At 68.4% G+C, this 16,027-nt stretch carries 13 protein-coding genes and 2 tRNA genes; 8 read left to right on the top strand and 7 right to left on the bottom strand.

The window, feature by feature from the left end:
* Nucleotides 1-30: 30 nt before the first annotated feature.
* Nucleotides 31-462, bottom strand: a complete 432-nt coding sequence (locus MXD61_RS03685) for a hypothetical protein (RefSeq protein WP_248811446.1) — start codon at nt 460-462, stop codon at nt 31-33.
* 164 nt (nt 463-626) lie between these two features.
* Here MXD61_RS03685 and MXD61_RS03680 point away from each other — a divergent pair, with 164 nt between their 5' ends.
* The 4 genes from MXD61_RS03680 to MXD61_RS03670 all read left to right on the top strand — a co-directional run bounded on the left by MXD61_RS03680 (nt 627) and on the right by MXD61_RS03670 (nt 4,572).
* Complete coding sequence (locus tag MXD61_RS03680; protein ID WP_248811445.1) at nt 627-1,691, top strand: FAD-binding oxidoreductase; 1,065 nt, start codon at nt 627-629, stop codon at nt 1,689-1,691.
* Nucleotides 1,630-1,941: an Imm51 family immunity protein gene (locus tag MXD61_RS28635; protein ID WP_374628386.1), complete on the top strand. Its 312-nt coding sequence runs from the start codon at nt 1,630-1,632 to the stop codon at nt 1,939-1,941. The genes MXD61_RS03680 and MXD61_RS28635 overlap by 62 nt, the downstream gene beginning before the upstream one ends.
* 390 nt (nt 1,942-2,331) lie before the next feature.
* Nucleotides 2,332-3,516: a PLP-dependent aminotransferase family protein gene (locus MXD61_RS03675; protein WP_248811528.1), complete on the top strand. Its 1,185-nt coding sequence runs from the start codon at nt 2,332-2,334 to the stop codon at nt 3,514-3,516.
* Between the two features lie 75 nt (nt 3,517-3,591).
* Nucleotides 3,592-4,572, top strand: coding sequence for a D-alanine--D-alanine ligase (locus tag MXD61_RS03670; protein WP_248811444.1), 981 nt, complete (start codon nt 3,592-3,594; stop codon nt 4,570-4,572).
* Nucleotides 4,573-4,700: 128 nt separating this feature from the next.
* Here MXD61_RS03670 and MXD61_RS03665 read toward each other — a convergent pair.
* Nucleotides 4,701-4,776, bottom strand: a tRNA-Thr gene (locus MXD61_RS03665).
* Nucleotides 4,777-5,344: 568 nt separating this feature from the next.
* Between MXD61_RS03665 and MXD61_RS03660 the strand changes: the two genes are divergently transcribed.
* On the top strand, nt 5,345-5,713 hold the full coding sequence (locus tag MXD61_RS03660; protein ID WP_248811443.1) for a hypothetical protein: 369 nt from the start codon (nt 5,345-5,347) through the stop codon (nt 5,711-5,713).
* A 196-nt stretch (nt 5,714-5,909) separates the two neighbouring features.
* On the opposite strand, the gene MXD61_RS03655 is transcribed toward MXD61_RS03660, so the two are convergent.
* Entirely contained in the window at nt 5,910-8,147 is a 2,238-nt protein-coding gene (locus MXD61_RS03655) for a glycosyl hydrolase (RefSeq protein WP_248811442.1), read from the bottom strand.
* A gap of 989 nt (nt 8,148-9,136) precedes the next feature.
* Between MXD61_RS03655 and MXD61_RS03650 the strand changes: the two genes are divergently transcribed.
* On the top strand, nt 9,137-10,351 hold the full coding sequence (locus MXD61_RS03650) for an HAF repeat-containing protein (RefSeq protein ID WP_248811441.1): 1,215 nt from the start codon (nt 9,137-9,139) through the stop codon (nt 10,349-10,351).
* A 224-nt stretch (nt 10,352-10,575) separates the two neighbouring features.
* Here MXD61_RS03650 and MXD61_RS03645 read toward each other — a convergent pair whose 3' ends face one another.
* The 4 genes from MXD61_RS03645 to MXD61_RS03630 all read right to left on the bottom strand — a co-directional run bounded on the left by MXD61_RS03645 (nt 10,576) and on the right by MXD61_RS03630 (nt 13,984).
* The gene (locus tag MXD61_RS03645) at nt 10,576-11,178 is read right to left on the bottom strand and encodes a hypothetical protein (RefSeq protein ID WP_248811440.1); all 603 of its coding nucleotides are present in this window, start codon (nt 11,176-11,178) and stop codon (nt 10,576-10,578) included.
* Between the two features lie 1,075 nt (nt 11,179-12,253).
* Nucleotides 12,254-12,326 (bottom strand) — tRNA-Thr (locus tag MXD61_RS03640).
* A gap of 90 nt (nt 12,327-12,416) precedes the next feature.
* The gene (locus tag MXD61_RS03635; RefSeq protein WP_248811439.1) at nt 12,417-13,232 is read right to left on the bottom strand and encodes a hypothetical protein; all 816 of its coding nucleotides are present in this window, start codon (nt 13,230-13,232) and stop codon (nt 12,417-12,419) included.
* Nucleotides 13,229-13,984, bottom strand: coding sequence for an ABC transporter ATP-binding protein (locus MXD61_RS03630; RefSeq protein ID WP_248811438.1), 756 nt, complete (start codon nt 13,982-13,984; stop codon nt 13,229-13,231). Before MXD61_RS03630 ends, MXD61_RS03635 begins: the two co-directional genes overlap by 4 nt.
* 114 nt (nt 13,985-14,098) lie before the next feature.
* Between MXD61_RS03630 and MXD61_RS03625 the strand changes: the two genes are divergently transcribed.
* Both MXD61_RS03625 and MXD61_RS03620 read left to right on the top strand, forming a co-directional pair.
* Nucleotides 14,099-15,310 (top strand): sensor histidine kinase, encoded by a 1,212-nt coding sequence (locus tag MXD61_RS03625; protein ID WP_248811437.1) that lies wholly within the window; start codon nt 14,099-14,101, stop codon nt 15,308-15,310.
* The gene (locus MXD61_RS03620; RefSeq protein ID WP_248811436.1) at nt 15,307-15,978 is read left to right on the top strand and encodes a response regulator; all 672 of its coding nucleotides are present in this window, start codon (nt 15,307-15,309) and stop codon (nt 15,976-15,978) included. Before MXD61_RS03625 ends, MXD61_RS03620 begins: the two co-directional genes overlap by 4 nt.
* Nucleotides 15,979-16,027 lie beyond the last annotated feature (49 nt).

Raw genomic sequence — 16,027 nt, 5'->3', positions numbered from 1 at the left:
CGCCTCGACCCGGCTGACTTCCTCGACCGGCTAGCTTTCTTTGACCTCGACCGTGCCGCACGCGGTGCCCTGGGCCACAGCCAGAATCGTCCGTGCGGTGGTCAGGTCGACCGTGATGCCGTCGCGCTCGAACCTGCCCGGTATGCGCTGGAGGGCGACCGCCTCGCCGTGCGCTGAACGTCGGCCTGTCGACGGGTCACGCAGATCGTGCTGGCACACCTGGATCACATCCGCGCCGAGGGCCTCGTCCGATCGACCCTGCGCCAGTGCCGGGTACAGCACCCGGAACGTGGAGACGAACGCCGCGACCTCCGTGGGGCGCCCGAACGTCGCCACCGGGCCTACCGTCGTGGCACCCGGATTCGACGGCGGCGCAGCCACACCACCACCCTTGCCCGCGGCGCCGCATCCGGCCATCGCCACCAGCGCGACGCCCCACACCCACACGCCACGAACGCTCACGGCACCCCTTCCAGGTCGCCTGCCAGGCACGAGGAGCCCGTTCTTTCGGCCCGGCGCGGAAACACCTTTCCCAGCCCCACCCGTACGATCCCACGCTGACGGTCAAAGGCCATCCTGGGACGGACCGCAGCTGGTCGAATCACAGATGTCCTCGGAGGTGAGCCGTGCGTCTGGTGGTCGTCGGTGCGGGCATTGTCGGTGCGGCGATCGCGTCCCGCGCTGCCCGGCGCCCGACCGCGGTAACCGTGCTGGACGCCGGCCGGTCACCGGGCGCTTCCAACGCGACCGGAAGTTCGTTCGCCTGGATCGGCGCCTGGGGACAGTGGCCTGGCGGCATGATGGCGCTACGCGGGGGTGCCCTGCCGCGATGGCACCAGTTGCAGGACGAACTCGCCGGAGTGCACGTTCAGTGGACGGGTTCGCTGTCCTGGCGAGACCAGCCGCACACCCAGCCCGATGTGACCCGGACCGATGACGGATCGGAGGTTCTCACCGCGGCCGAGGTGGCCGTGGTGGAGCCGAATCTGCGTGAGCCACCGGCCCGGGCGGTCTGGCATCCGGGAGATGGCGCCGTCGACCCGCTCGCCGTCACGACGGCGCTTCTCCAGTCGGCCTGCGGCAACGGTGCGCAGGTGCGGCTCGGTGTTTGCGCCACGGGCCTGCGTACCAGGGGAACCCGAGTGGTGGGGGTGGAAACCTCCGTTGGGTTCATGCCGGCGGACACCGTGGTCGTGGCGGCCGGGACCGGAGTTCCCCGCCTGTGTGAGCCGTTCGGCGTACCGGTACCCGTTACCGCCTCTGCGGCGGTTCTGCTGCGTTTCGACGCACCGCGAGGCCTGGTGAAAACCCTGATAGACGGACCTTCGCTCGAAGTTCGCCAGAACCGGAGCGGGCAGTTGCTTGTTCCGGCGGCATGCGGTACCGATGTCTCCGCGGAGGCTCTGGCCGGCATCGCCCGCCGAACCGCGCAGAAGATCCGAGCCACCTTCCATCACGCGGCGGACATCCGCCTGGACCGGATATCCGTTGGTCAGCGTCCGATGCCCGCGGACGGAGCACCGATCATCGGCCCGATTCCAGGTGTGCAAGGGCTCTACCTGGCTGTCATGCACTCCGGCGTGACCCTTGCCCCGCTGATAGGCCGACTGGTGGTCCAGGAGCTGATCGGTGGAGTCGAGTCACCCGAGCTGGTCGGATGCCGACCCGCACGGTTCACGACAGCCAGCTGATCCGCACACTTCATCAGCCGCCCGGTGCGGCAGGTCCGGGTCTCGGGCGACGGCGAAACGGTCACCGGCCACGCGAAGTGGGATTCCGAACGGCTGCTTCTGGGAGGGCGCAGCCGAACTCCTGGTCGGCACGCGGGCCCCCGCTCTCGCCGACCGCCTCACCTACGATTCCGAGGCTGGCGCTTTCCTTGCTCACAGCCACGATCGCGCCGCACTGGAAGAGCTCGCAACGTTGATGTCCCGGTGGTGACGAGCGAAGTCCAGCTGTGCCCACTCGTCGCCCTGGCACAGGCGAGGGCTTTGTGTTCGACGACTAGCGCACCGACGCGGTGCTTGTTCATGGGTGGCGGACCGAAAGATCCTTTGAGGTCAGGGGATCCGGTATCCGACACCCGTTCCCACCCATGGGGACGACGGCGCCCCGGCCGGCGAGTATCCGCCGAAACCGGCCGCGTGCGGCGCTCGGCGCACGGCCGATACCGGCGGCCGGCTGCTGCTCGGGTTGGTGGCCTCTGGGGGCACCGTGGTCGTCGAGACCGGATGTGGATATCGGTGTGCTGTGGTGTGGGTACCGCGGGTAGTGTCGCGGGTCGTGAGCCTGGATCGGTGGCGGGATCGGTATGCCGAGCGCGCGCGGGGAATGATCGCGAGCGAGGTACGGGCGCTGTTCGCGGTGGCATCGCGTCCGGAGATCGTGTCGCTGGCCGGGGGGATGCCGGCGGTGGACGCGTTGCCGATGGAAGCGGTCGCGGCGACGGTCGCCGACGTGGTGACCCGTCGGGGTGCGGTGGCGTTGCAGTACGGGTCGGCGCAGGGCGATCCGGAGCTGCGGGCGCGGATCTGCGACGTGATGGCGCTTGAGGGCATCACCGACGCCCATCCCGACAGTGTGGTGGTGACGGCCGGTTCGCAGCAGGCGTTGGATCTGCTGACCCGGGTGTTCGTCGATCCCGGGGATGTGGTGCTGACCGAGGGCCCGACGTACGTGACGGCGATCAACACGTTCGCCGCCTACCAGGCGCGGGTCGTGCACGTACCGATGGACGACGAGGGCCTGTCGCCGGCCGCGTTGGCGCAGACCCTGGCGCGGCTGGCGGCGGACGGCGCGCGGGTGAAGCTGCTGTACACGGTGCCGACCTTCCAGAACCCGGCTGGGATCACTCTGACGCCGTCGCGGCGGGGCGAGGTGGTGGAGCTGTGCCGGCGGGCCGGGGTGCTGGTGGTGGAGGACAACCCGTACGGGCTGCTGTCGTTCACCGGAGCGCCGACGCGGGCGATGCGCGCCGACGCCCCGGAGGACGTGGTGTATCTGGGTTCGTTCTCGAAGACGTTGGCCCCGGGTCTGCGGGTGGGCTGGGCGTTGGCCCCGCCCGCGGTGACGGCACGACTGGTGCTGGCGGCCGAGTCGGCGATTCTGTCGCAGTCGATGTTCACCCAGTTGGCGGTGGAGCGGTATCTGGCGACCCAGCCGTGGGCGGAGCAGCTGAAGGGGCTGCGGGAGCTGTACCGGGAGCGCCGCGACGCGATGCTGGGGACGTTGGCCGAGCAGATGCCGGCGGGGACGAGCTGGACCCGGCCGGACGGCGGGTTCTTCGTCTGGCTCACCCTGCCCGACGGGGTGGACACGAAGGCGATGCTGGCACGCGCGATCGCGGCTCGCGTCGCCTACGTACCGGGCCGTGGGTTCTACGCCGACGGGTCGGGTGGGACCAGCATGCGGTTGTCGTACTGCTACCCCCCGGCGGACCGCGTCCGCGAAGGAGTGGAACGCCTGGCCCGGGTGGTACGCGATGAGCTGGCGTTGCGTGACACCTTCCGTCCCTGACCCGCTGGCCGTTCCTGATCCGCTGGCCGTTCCTGATCTGCTGACATGGCCGTGACCGGTGTGGAGGATGCGACGATGACTGATCTGGGCCGAGTGCTGATCCTCGCGGGCGGACTGTCGCCGGAGCGGGAGGTGTCGCTGCGTTCCGGCGGCCGGCTGCGGGACGCGTTGGTCTCGATCGGGGTCGATGTCGAGCTGGCGGACGTCGACGCCGACACGTTGCCGGCGCTGGCGGCCGAGCGGCCGGCGGTGGTGTTCCCGGTCCTGCACGGCACGTCCGGGGAGGACGGCACGATCCGTGAGGTCCTCGACCTCTACGACCTGCCGTACGTGGGAGCGGTGCCGGCGGCCTGCCGCGTGGCGTTCGACAAGGCCACCGCGAAGGCCGCCGTCGCCGACCGGGGGATCGCGACCCCGGCGTCGGTGACACTGCCGCGGGAGGCGTTCCACGACCTTGGCGCCGCGGCGCTCATCGAGCGGATCGTCGCCCGCCTCGGCCTGCCGCTGGTCGTGAAACCGCGGGCGGGTGGATCGTCGTTCGGCGTGAGCCGGGTCGAGGGTGCCGGCGAGGTCGCCGAAGCCCTGATGGCCTGCTTCGGTTACCACGACTGCGCACTCGTCGAGCAGGCCGTGGCCGGCGTGGAGATCGCGGTCGGTGTCGTGGACACCGGCGACGGGCCGGTCGCGCTCCCGGCGGTGGAGATCGAACCGGGGGCGGGCCGTGCCTACGACTACGCCGCCCGCTACACCGCCGGGGCCACGAACTTCTACACCCCCGCCCGGCTTGCCCCCGCGGTCCTGGATGCCGCCGCGCGGACCGCCCTCCTCGCGCATCAGGCCCTTGGCCTGCGGGACCTCTCCCGCACCGACATGATTGTCGATGCGGCCGGAACACCACAGTTCCTGGAGGTCAACGTCGCCCCGGGGATGACCGAGACGAGCACCTGGCCGCTGGCCCTCGCCGCCGCCGGCCTCGACCTCGCCGTGGTCTGCCGTGACCTCGCTGCCCGCGCCCACAGCCGTCCGACCGTCGTGAACGGGGCGGCGTCCGCCTGAACCGCGCGGTGACGGGAAGCCGCTCAGCGGGAGAGGTCAGGCTGTCTCGGCCGGCTGGGGGAGACTCGCCCATGATCTCGACAGCACCGCACAGAGGCGGCAGAACCGCGGCTCAGAGGCCATCGATGTGGAGCCGGCGAGGGGACTCGAACCCCTAACCCCTCGATTACAAGTCGAGAGCGCTGCCAATTGCGCCACACCGGCCAGTCCTCTGACGATACCTGATGTGGAGCGGGCCGAGGCTTCGGCGGGTTCGTCCGCGGGGCTCCCGCCGGGCCCTGCGAGGTCCAGTCGATCATCGAGCTCCGACGGGGCATCGGTGCCGGGAGCCGCGGGCAGGGAAGCTGCTTCCCTGTTCCCGGACGGCGCGTCAGGCATGTTCGTGAGCGTTACGTTGCGCGCTCGAGAGGATATTTCCGATCTTGGCTCGTCTTGACGCGGAGCGGCACGAGGGCTGGAGATTCGACGTGGATACGGATCATTTATTGCCGTGGAATCGCATCTGCGGAACCTGTGCAGCGTCGCACAATCTGCGTTCCCACCTCAGAAATTGTCTTCCCGGTGTGAACGGGCGCGTCTGCCCGCATCGCGTCCCTGGCGCAAAGGTTGACGTGAGAGCACATCTGTCCGTGCGTGTGCGCACAGCGGGATCGGTCCTTGTCCTGGGTGCCGCGCTGGGCGTGGCCTTCCTGACCGCGGTGTACTTGACTGCAGCAGCGGCCTGATCTCCGGTGGTGGGATCAACCAGGCCACCGGCAACGGCAACCACGTGATGGGTACCTCGCCCAGCTCCAACGGCACCGCCGAACACACCGGTTCCACCGGGGTCGTCGGCACCGACGTGACCGTGGCCACCAACAATCCCGCAAGCCCCATCCCGGTCGGTGACCGACCGGTGGGAATCGCGATCGCCCCAGCGCGGACCGTACCGGCCGGGCCGGTGTGCGGGAACACCGGCGCGCGGTCCGGTACGACCCGCACACATCACACGGTCGGCTCGGACACCTTCACGGTGCCCGCGGATGTGGACTCGGTCGAGATCACCGTGACCGGCGCCCAGGGTGGGCACTACTTCGTCGCCGGTGACGAGGCACATCCGTCCCCCACGCCCGCGCTGGCCACGAAGCCTGACCAGACGTAGGGCGGATCCTCCGATGTAACGCACCACAGGCAGGAGTAACACACCACAAGCAGGACAGGGCCCCGCGCTCGGCCGGTGACTGACCCAAGCCACCGGCCGAGCGCGACACCCGCAGCACTGTGACACCTGGACAGTCACGGAGTGACGGATTCCAGAGCTGCGGGTGGAGCGAGGACCCGGTCAGAAGAACACCGGACTACTGTCGTCGGTAGAGCTGCTGGTAGCGGGCGCCGGCGTTCGGGTTCAGGTAGATGCAGCCGGGCGCGATGGGGCGGTTGATGTTGGAGCCGACGTTCCCGGGATCGCAGTTGTTGAAGTAGAACTCGTAGGCCAGACCCTTTCCGGCACGTTCCACGAACCAGTCGTGCATCCACTGGACGTAGTTGGGGCTGTCACCTCCGCCGTTGGTGCCGTTGCCGCTGGCCACTCCCCATTCACCGATGCCGAAACCCTTGTTGCGGGCGACGGCGAAGTCGTACCAGTAGGTGAGCCCACCGACCGCGTTGGCCTGGGTGTCGAACTCGGCCTTCGTGCGGGACGGCGGATAGGCGTCGTACGCGTCGAGGCCGACGTCGTCGACCCAGAGATCGCCGGGGTAGATCTCCTGTGCGTTGTGGCTGGGCGGGTTCTGCGAGTAGTGCGCGTTGAGGCTCCAGGAGATGTCGGGGTCGGGCTCGGCGGTCGCCCGGATGGAGTCGACGACGTGCCGCCAGCAGTTGATGAACTGCGTCGGGTTGGTGGCGGACCACTGGTACCAGTTTCCGTTGGCCTCCCAGCCGAGCCGGATGATGGAGTCCTGGCGGCCGTAGGCGTTCAGGAAGTTGCCGAAGTTCCGCCAGTAGGCGTCGTAGGCGCCGGTGGCGCAGGTGGCGTTGCTGGCGCCGGTGATCTCCGGGAACGGCGGGGTGGCGATGATGAGGCGCCCCGGCCAGGTGGCGAACTTCTGGAGCAGGTCGGTCGGCTGGGTGACGTTGGTCCAGCTGTTCCGGGTGGTGTAGAGCAGGGCGAAGTCGCAGTCCGCGCCTCGCCAGTTGCAGAAGGCGTCGGCGTTGGCGGGCGTCATGGACGGATCGGGGTAGGTACCCGTGATCCACGCCTTGCCCGAGCGCGGTCCCGCGTACAGGGGAGGTGCGGGGGTCGGGGCGGTGGCGGGGACCTCAAGGCGGTCGAAGCTGACCGCGTTCCCGACCGAGGCCACGTTGCGTTGCCCGGTGTTCTCGAGCGTGAAGACATGCGCGGCCGGGGTGAGCTGAGGGGAGCTGTAGAGCAGTGTGACGATTCGCGTCGGTGCGTAGGTGTCGATCGGTTTGGCGGTCCCGCTGTCGGTCCGTACGGTGGCGAATCCGCCGTCAGGGCCCTTGATTCCGTAGATGTTGGCCTGGGCGCCGGAGAAGCGGATGACGGCGATGGCACCGGAGACGGCCGAGGTGTGGATGCTGTTGTTGGGGGTGACGGTCACACAGCCCACGCACTGGGTCCAGGTTCCGGTGTACTGGACCTGGTTGAGCCCGGTGCCGAGAGTCGTGTCCTCGACGGTGACCGGCGGCGTCGCCGGCGGGGGCGGAACGACCACCGGGCCGCCGACCACGGCACGGTCGAAGCCGACATAGAAGTTCGAGGACGCGCCGCTGCGCTGGTGAACGTTCGTGATCGTCAGGGTGTGTGTGCCGGGGGTGATCTGCGGTGAGCTGTAGGTCACCTCGACGGCCGAGGCATCGCGGTAGGTGTCGAGGGTCGACGGCGTCCCGCCATCAATGCTGAACGCGGCGAATCCCGAGAGCGGATTCCTGATCCCGTAGACGGTGATCTGGGAGCCGGAGAAGCGGATGGTGACGATGGACCCGTAGTTGTACGAGTATCGGAAACTGCTGTTCGGCGTGGCGGGTCCGCAGCCGGTGCACACCGACCAGGCTCCCGAATAGCTGACCTGGTTGAGGCCGGTGCCGACCGCGGTGTCCTCGATGGTCGTCGTGGTCGGCGGGATCACCACCGGTGGCGGTGTCACGTCCGTCGACAGGACCACGGCCCGGTCGAAGCCCACGTAGTAGTTGGTGGACGCGGCGCTCCGCTGGTGCACATTGGTGATCGTCAGCGTGTGGGTGCCCGTCGGGAGCACCGGGGAGACGAACTGCGGGGTGACGACCGACGCGGCGGCATAGGTGTCCACGATCGTCGGGGTGGCGCCGTCCACACCGAACGACGCGTATCCCCCCAGCGGGTTCTTGATCCCGACGATGGCGATCTGGGTACCGGAGAACCGGATCGTCGCTGTTGCGCCGCTCGCGTAGGTGTAGCGGAAGCTGTTGTTCGGGGTGGCGGGGCCACAGCCGCTGCAGACCGACCAGGCTCCCGAATAGCTGACCTGGTTGAGGCCGGTGCCGACCGCGGTGTCCTCGATGGTGGTCGTGGTCGTCGCCGCACTGGCCGGCGCCACGACTGGTCCGAGAACCGCAAGGCCACATGTGATCACAACCAGTACGACCAGGCTCAGCACGTGACGGACGCGACCTGCCCGCCATCGACTCTGTCGCCGGTGGCGCGCCCGGTGGCGCGGGGTGAACCGGGTGGTTTCTTCGTCTTTGCGCATCCTCGTGTCCCGCCGTGAGCTACGGGCGGTTGTGTGCTCCTTCGGGGAGCACACAACCACAGATGGAACCCAAAGCTAAATCGCCGCCGGGTTGTCGCTTCAAAGGCGGCTGGTTTTCGGAGATTCAACGCGCTGGCACCCAAGATATGGCGATGGGTGGGTGACGCTGAGTTTTCTTCCCGACGGTGCGGATGGCCGATTGTTAACGGCCGGTTAAAGGCCCTGGATCGCCCCGGCGAAAACTCGAACCCGCACTGTGGTAGGGCCTTTCCGTGTCGCGTTCCGCGGCCACCGGTCGGTCGCCGTGAAACGCCGTGATTGAGAGGTGGCCGCCGGGGCTGGCTCGTCCGCTCGTCTCCTCGCCACCGAGGTCCGCTACGCGCCGACGGGGCGGGGCCCGGTTGGAAACTGCGTCGGGACTCTGCGGGATCGGGATCCTGTGGGCTGGCGGAGACTGGTTCCTGGCCTGTCTCTCTCCGGCCCGACCACGTCACGGTCGACGCTGCCCATGCGACAGCCAGCCGCTTCCCGGTGGATGGAAGGATTTTTTCTGGCCGTTGACCGGACAATGTCCAGTCACTTTTCTGTTGGTCGCGGGGAGTGGGGACCCTCCCTCCTCGTGGAGGGAGGATCGTCGTGGTATCTCTGTGGTCCAAAACGTGTCGCGGGCTGCTGATGTGCCGCGGCGCTGGCAGAATTTTCTACCCGGACCAACCCGGCGCGCGCCGGGTTGGTCCGGGTAGGGCACGCCGCGTGACTGATGGTGGGTTGACCGCCGGAAACGGCTGGAAGCCCCGGGGCTGAGCTGTCATCGGAGGCTCCGACATGGGTCATGCATGCGGATGCAGATCATGGTTCAAAACAGGATGAGGAGAGTGAAAAATGCCATGGTGGGTGACCGTCGAAAGTTTCTGTGCCTTGCGGCAGTGGCGGCCACGGAGTCGATCGACATGGCTGGCGAGGGCTCCGCGGAAGCCGCCACCACACCGGTTGTCCCACCGCGGTCGGCACACCTCGCCACGTCGGCCATCGCCGGTCCGAAAGACATTCCCGGAAACATGGTGTGTGGTAACGCCGGCGGCCTTCTGGCCGGCTTCTGGCAGACCAGTTCCTATGGTGTCGACGGATTTCTGTGGCGCGCTGGTACGATTCGACACCTTCCGGGCAACAGCCGTCCGATCGCCATGAGTCAGGCTGGTACCGTGGTCGGGGAGATCACCGGGCGATACGTGAACCAGGCCTTCCGCTGGAGTCGCGGGGCGCACACCGCTCTGCCGTATCTGGGCGGGCAGGACCAACTGGGCGGTTACATGAGCATCGCCGCCGCCGTGAGCTTCCTGGGCCTGGTCGTGGGCTGCAGCACCACGGACAACGGAGAGCAGCACGCCTGCCTGTGGTCGGGCAGCGTCAGCCGGGACCTCGGCACCCTGGGTGGCCCGCGCAGCTCCGCGGCGGCGGTCAACGACCTGGGTCAGGTGGTCGGGACGAGCCTGACGTCGACCGGTACCAGCCGTGGGTTCGTGTGGTCCGACGGCCGCATGCGCGATGTGGGCACCCTTGGTGGAGGATGGAGTAACGCCATCGGTGTGAACAACGTCGGCCATGTGGTCGGAAACAGCGAGACCTCGGATGGCTATGCCCATGCGTTCTGGTGGAACAAGGGGAAAATAACCGACCTGGGCCCGCTTGACGGTGATCAGCACAGTGAGGCGGTTGCCGTGAACAGCAGTGGCCAGGTTCTTGTCCGCAGCTATGGAGAGCGCGTCCGAGGGTTCCTGTGGGCGAACGGCCGTCGTACCGAGATCCTCGGCATCGAGGCGGGCTCGGTTGATCCGGTTGGACTCAACGACGACGGCGTGGTCTGCGGAACGGTCGGGCTCCCGAACGGCGCAGGGCACGCGTTCCGCTGGCAGCGGCGTGTGCTCACCGACCTCGGCACGCTGGGCGGCCCGGGCAGCGCGGCCCACGCCGTGACGGCCACCGGCATCGTGCTCGGTGAGGCGCAGGAGGTGGCGGCCCTCATCTCCCGCCCCGTCTTCTGGGCACCGTAGTAACTACCGAGCTGCAACCGTGGCGGACAGGGGTGCGCGTGAAGAGTGCAGGCCCAGGAACCGGGATACCTGTAGAGGAATGCCTGGTGTGTGACGGAGCTTCGCGGACGCGAAAAAAATCAGGCTTGGGGTCCATGTGGGGACCCCTGGTCTTCCATGGCCGACCGGCCCACGAACATCGTTCCCCCGTTGCTTTTCGATGTCCCTGGTCCTTCGGGGTTCTTTCAGACGATCACTACGTGTACGCCATCACCGTCGGCGGTGGGCTCGCTGATGCCCGCTTCTTCCCAGGCCGTGTTCGAGATCTTCATGACGTCACCGGGGATGGCGACAACCACGATCATGTAGCTCTCGAGCAGTTTTTCGAGCATCGATCTGATGCGGGCGACCTCCACGCTCGTGTGTCCGACCTGGAGCACGCAGGAGCGGCCGTTCTCAAGATAGATTATCCCGTCCGGGACATGTCCACCGGCGGCGATCAGGGGTTCGTTTTCTATCCGCCACTGCCGCTCGCTGAGCCAGCGCCGTACAGCCATGCCGGAGACGCCGTTGCGTTCCAGGCGCAGCCGTGCTCGTGCCACCATCGCGTGATGGACGGCCGCGGCCGGGGCACCCGGCGGCGCGGCAGGAGCGCTGTCGCTGGTACTGACAAACTGCTCTCCGTCCGACGTCAGCCGAACGAGTCGACCCTGTTTGGCGAGCACGGGTTCGGCGTGGGCGACCCCCGCGCTCACCCAGCGGGTGACGATCGACCGGGCTGCGTTTCGCGAAATGATCCGCTCGGGATTCAGGATCTCAGGTATGTCGGTTTCGAAGGCGGCGTACATGTCGAAGATCCACTCAATTGCACGCAGGTCGCGTGTATTGAGGCGAACTTTTCCCTCGTCGGCCCTCTTCCGCGGTATTTGGCTAGCCACCGTTCTGTCTTCCTCCATGGACTCGCGGTATAAAACTCGCCAGTAGATTTGCTGGAAATCTGATTCCGGGTGGAATCTCGGTTCTATGATCCAGCAGTATATGACGGAATCTGTCGATGAGGCATGAGAGACGGTCGGCTTGGGGCCACCAGCCAGCCGGCAGGTACGTAACCAGGTGATAACCAGGAGATCACCAAGGTGAAGGGAGAGAGGCGGGCCTCCCGTGGCGCCGGTCGCATCCCGCGGGTGCCGGCGGCCAGGTCGATAGCCTCGGAAGGCAGGGGCAGGGGCAGGGGTGGTCGATGTCGCGGCGGGTACCCAATCTGAACACACGCACGCACCGATCGCCGGTCAGGTGACCTGAAGGACCGAAGGTTCCGTTCAGGCAGGACAGGCCCGGTGCGCGCAGGCGCGGTCGATCCTGTCCAGGCTGCCCTTCGGTTACGCATCGGTGGCTTTCCCGCCCCTCGCTTCCGCTTCACATCGCGCTCGCCGAACATGACGCGACGCTGTGTGAAAATTTCCGCTTGGCAGGTTCCGGCTGTGCAGGCTCTGTCGAGGCTGGTCCGGTGGGGTCCGGACGATGTGGTCGGGATACCAGAGTGACGGGTCGACATGTTGTGGTTCCGGCATTGTCCGTCGGGGCTGGTCGGACTCCGGTTCATGCTCCGGTCCGGAGTGTTGAAGCGAATGAGGAGCCGGCTGCACGGCCGTGAGGTGCCGCCACAGCGAAGTATCCGAGACGCGAGCCACACGGCCGAACCGGGTCGACATCGCTGAGAAGGATGTCGTGGGCCACGATCCACCGGATTCTCACCCGCTCCGGGACGGCCACACCCACCAGGTGAACTGCCGGGCGAAGTCACCATCCATCCCACCCGCGACCACCAGCCCGCCGGCCGACCCCAGAAAAAACGACAGCTGAACCCCCACTGAGGGTTCAGCTGTCGCCGATGACCTGGGATGTCACAAGTGAGCCGGTGAGGGCCGGTGAGGGGACTCGAACCCCTGACCGCTCGATTACAGGCCGAGTGCGCTACCAGTCGCACCACATCGGCCGGTCCCCGACGTACCCGATGTGGTGCGGCGGGACGCGCCGCCGGGCATGCCCGCGGTCAGTGGGCCTGACCCGCTGGTGGTGGCGTCAGTCAGGCGTCGCGGCGGCTGGCGAGCAGGAAGCCGCCCGCGAGCGCGAGCACGGCGTAGGCGGCGGTGACACCCAGGCCGTGCCAGGGGCTGGCGTAGTAGTCGGGCCGGTGGACGGTGTGCTGGATGGCGAAGCCGGCGAAGGGCGTCCACCGCTGGGCGAACCGTTGGACGCTGTCACTGGAGGAGAGCAGGCCGGGCAGGATGACTGTGGCGACCACCAGCGGAATCGCGATCGAGGTGCGCCGCACGATCGTCGCGATGCCAACGGCGAACAGGGCGACCGTCGCGATGAGCAGACCGGTGCCGATGACCGCTCGTAGCGGTGGGCCGCTGAACAGGTCAGGCTCGGGGTAGCTGGGCGCGACGTAGCCCTGGCGCCGTTGCAGCGGGCGAGCCACGACGTAGGAGGCCCAGGACGAGACGACGCCGACGGCGAACGTGGTCAGCGCGGCGATGGACGCCTTGGCGAGGATCACGCGGTGGCGGTGCGGGGTCGCGGCGTAACTGGTGGAGATCATGCCTGAGCGTTGCTCGTTGCCGATCATGACTGCCCCCACGACGGCGGCGATGACGACGCCGACGAGAACTCCGACGAGGGCGTTGGCGACGATGTCGTCGTCGCCGGGCACACCCGGTGGGTCGGTCGAGGGGGTGTTGGCGACGACGAGTGCGGCGAAGGCGACGGGAAGGGTCACGAGCAGGGTGAGGGCGGCGAGGGTTCCGCGACTGCCGACCGTCTTGATCCATTCGGCCCGCGTAACGCTGGGGCGAGGGCGCCGTTTCGAGATCGCGGTCGAGGATGTGGTCGAGGTCATGGCCTGACCTGCGCGGGTGAGGTGACGAGACGGAGGTAGGCGTCCTCGAGGCCTGGCCGGTCGCTGGTGTCGAGGCTGTCCGCCAGCAGCGAGTCGATGCTGGCATCGGCGACGATCCGGCCGTGGTTGATGACCACGACCCGGTCGGCGATGCCCTCCAGTTCTCGCATCAGGTGTGAGGACAGCAGGAGGGTCCGGCCTTCGGCGCGAAGGCCGCGCACCAGGCCACGGAACCAGGTCATGCCCTCGGGGTCGAGTCCGTTCATCGGTTCGTCGAGCATCAGGACCGGAGGGTCACCGAGCAGGGCTACCGCAAGACCGAGCCGCTGCTTCATCCCGAGCGACCAGCCGCCGACCCGACGCCGGGCGGCTGCGCCCAGCCCGACCTGCTCGAGCAGCGCATCGGCGCGGGCCGCGGGAACGCCGCCCGCAGCGGCCAGCCAGCGCAGGTGAGTGCGGCCGGTCAGCCCGGGGTTCAGGGCGCAGGCGTCGAGCAGCGCACCGATTCGGGTGAGCGGCTCGTCAAGATGCCGGTAGCGTCGGCCGGCGACCAGCGCCTGGCCCGAGGTGGGGGTGGCGAGTCCGAGCGCGACCCGCATCAGGGTCGTCTTGCCGGAGCCGTTCGGGCCGACGAGCGCGGTGACGGTGCCGGGTGGCGCCGTGAACGTGACATCGTCAAGGGCGACAACGGCGCCGAACCGTTTGGTCAACGACGTGAACGCCAGATCGGGTGCGGTGGGATCGGATCGCATGGATCGGACGCTAGGGACGGCCACGCCGACGGTGAATCCCGCGCGGGAGCGATTGTCGACCTCCCTCGCGGGAGGGAGGCGACGCCGCCGGCCGAGCGGGCAGACTGGTCGGCGATGAACGGACGAGTTCTGCCCGCCAGCGTCGGCCGGTTCGAGGGCTGGCTGATCCGTGTCCTGGCCAGGCCATGGGTGTGGGTCGCCGCGGCGGGGGTTCTGCTGATCGCGGCGGCGGCCCAGGCGGGATTCGACGACCGTTTCCTGATGTCGATCATGATCGTCGTGCCTGTCGCGTTCGTCGTCCAGCTGCCCCGCGTGGCGGCGGTGCTGGTCGTGTTCGCGGCACTGGGGTGGTTCTTTCCGCAGGCCGAGCCGATGCCGGTCGCGGCCGGAACCGGTCTGCTGGTCGTGTGCGGGGTGGCCGCCTACCGGCTGACGGTGCCGGAGATCTGCCTGTGCGGCGGTTTGTTTCTCGTCAACGCCGTGACGCCGTTCACCGATGACGAACCGGGTGCCGCGACCTATCTGCTGTTCGCCGTGGTCGTCGCCGCACTCGGTTTCGGCCGGCTCCTGCGCGACCGAAGCACCATCATCACGCAACACCAGGCGCTCGCCACGGCGCACCTTTCGACGGTGCACGAGCACCTGCTGCTGGCCGACCGCACCGCCATCGCGCGTGAGCTCCACGATGTCGTCGCCCACCACATCTCGCATATCGCCATCCAGGCCGAGACCGCCCGGTACACGACACCCGACCTGCCCGAACTCGCCGGCATCCGATTCGCGGAGATCGGTGATTCCGCCCGCGCCGCGCTCGCCGAGATGCGACGCATTCTCACCGTGATCCGTTCCCCGGTTCCGGCGCCTGACGGTCATGCCACCGGCCGGTCCGAACCGGCGCTCGAGCCTCGCCCAGGTCTCGACCGCCTCGACGCGCTCGTCGCGGCCACCCGCGGCCACGGCGGCGAGGTCACCGTCGCGGTGAGCGCGGCTGCCACCCCGATACCCGCCGACACCGACCTCGTCGCCTACCGGGTCATCCAGGAATCCCTCACGAACGCCCGCCGCCATGCTCCCGGCGCCGATGTGCACATCACGGTCGATCACACGCCGGACCTGCTGTGCCTGACGATCCACAACGGCTGCCGGGGCTCGGTCGGGCCCACCACCGGCACCGGCATCGGGCTCGGCACCGGCATCGGCACCGGGCTCGGCCTGCTCGGCATGCGCGAACGGGTGGACGCCGTCGGCGGGACCCTGCGCCACGGGTATCTCCCCGACGGGGGGTTCACGGTCGCCGTGCGACTTCCCCTGCGGCCGGACCGATGACCGCGCCGGCACCGATCCGGGTACTGATCGTCGACGACGACGAGATCGTCCGGGTCGCCTTCCGCGCGCTGCTGGCCACCCGCGACGACATCATGGTCGTCGGCACCGCCCGCGACGGGCGAGACGCCGTTCGTGCCGCCGGCGAACAGCGGCCGGACGTCGTCCTGATGGATGTTCGGATGCCCGTCCTCGACGGAATCGCCGCGACCCGGCTCCTGACCACCACGCTCACGCCCGCGCCCCGCGTGGTTGTTCTGACGACCTTCGACCTCGACGAGTACGTCTATGACGCGTTGTCGGCGGGAGCGAGCGGGTTTCTGCTCAAGGACGTCCCGGCGGTGACGTTGTTCGACGCCGTGCGCGTCGTCGCCCGTGGTGATGCCCTGCTCACACCGGAGGTCACCCGCCGTCTCATCGACGAGTTCGCCCGCGTCCGGCCCCGCGTGCGACCCGACCGGCTCGCCCAGCTCACCGCGCGCGAGCTCGATGTCCTGCGCCTGCTCGCGGTCGGTCACGCCAATGCCGAGATCGCCGCCCTGCTGTTCATCAGCAACGAGACGGTCAAGACCCACGTCAGCAGCATCCTCACCAAACTCCGGGCCCGCGATCGAACGCAGGCTGTCATCGCCGCCTACGAGGCCGGCCTTGTTCGCCCCGGCGCCAGCTGAGCGGACATGGTTACGGTGGTGGGACCGGCCGCCTCGGTGACAGTGGGAT

Source organism: Frankia sp. AgPm24 (assembly GCF_023243055.1).
Taxonomy (GTDB): domain Bacteria; phylum Actinomycetota; class Actinomycetes; order Frankiales; family Frankiaceae; genus Frankia; species Frankia umida.
This window is presented reverse-complemented; position numbering and strand designations above follow the sequence as displayed.

Coding starts and splice junctions, on each gene's coding strand:
- MXD61_RS03645 (WP_248811440.1), bottom strand. CDS start 11,178: ATGTACGCCGCCTTCGAAACCGACATACCTGAGATCCTGAATCCCGAG.
- MXD61_RS03650 (WP_248811441.1), top strand. CDS start 9,137: ATGCGGATGCAGATCATGGTTCAAAACAGGATGAGGAGAGTGAAAAAT.
- MXD61_RS03675 (WP_248811528.1), top strand. CDS start 2,332: ATGATCGCGAGCGAGGTACGGGCGCTGTTCGCGGTGGCATCGCGTCCG.
- MXD61_RS03625 (WP_248811437.1), top strand. CDS start 14,099: ATGAACGGACGAGTTCTGCCCGCCAGCGTCGGCCGGTTCGAGGGCTGG.
- MXD61_RS03630 (WP_248811438.1), bottom strand. CDS start 13,984: ATGCGATCCGATCCCACCGCACCCGATCTGGCGTTCACGTCGTTGACC.
- MXD61_RS03660 (WP_248811443.1), top strand. CDS start 5,345: ATGGGTACCTCGCCCAGCTCCAACGGCACCGCCGAACACACCGGTTCC.
- MXD61_RS03635 (WP_248811439.1), bottom strand. CDS start 13,232: ATGACCTCGACCACATCCTCGACCGCGATCTCGAAACGGCGCCCTCGC.
- MXD61_RS03620 (WP_248811436.1), top strand. CDS start 15,307: ATGACCGCGCCGGCACCGATCCGGGTACTGATCGTCGACGACGACGAG.
- MXD61_RS03670 (WP_248811444.1), top strand. CDS start 3,592: ATGACTGATCTGGGCCGAGTGCTGATCCTCGCGGGCGGACTGTCGCCG.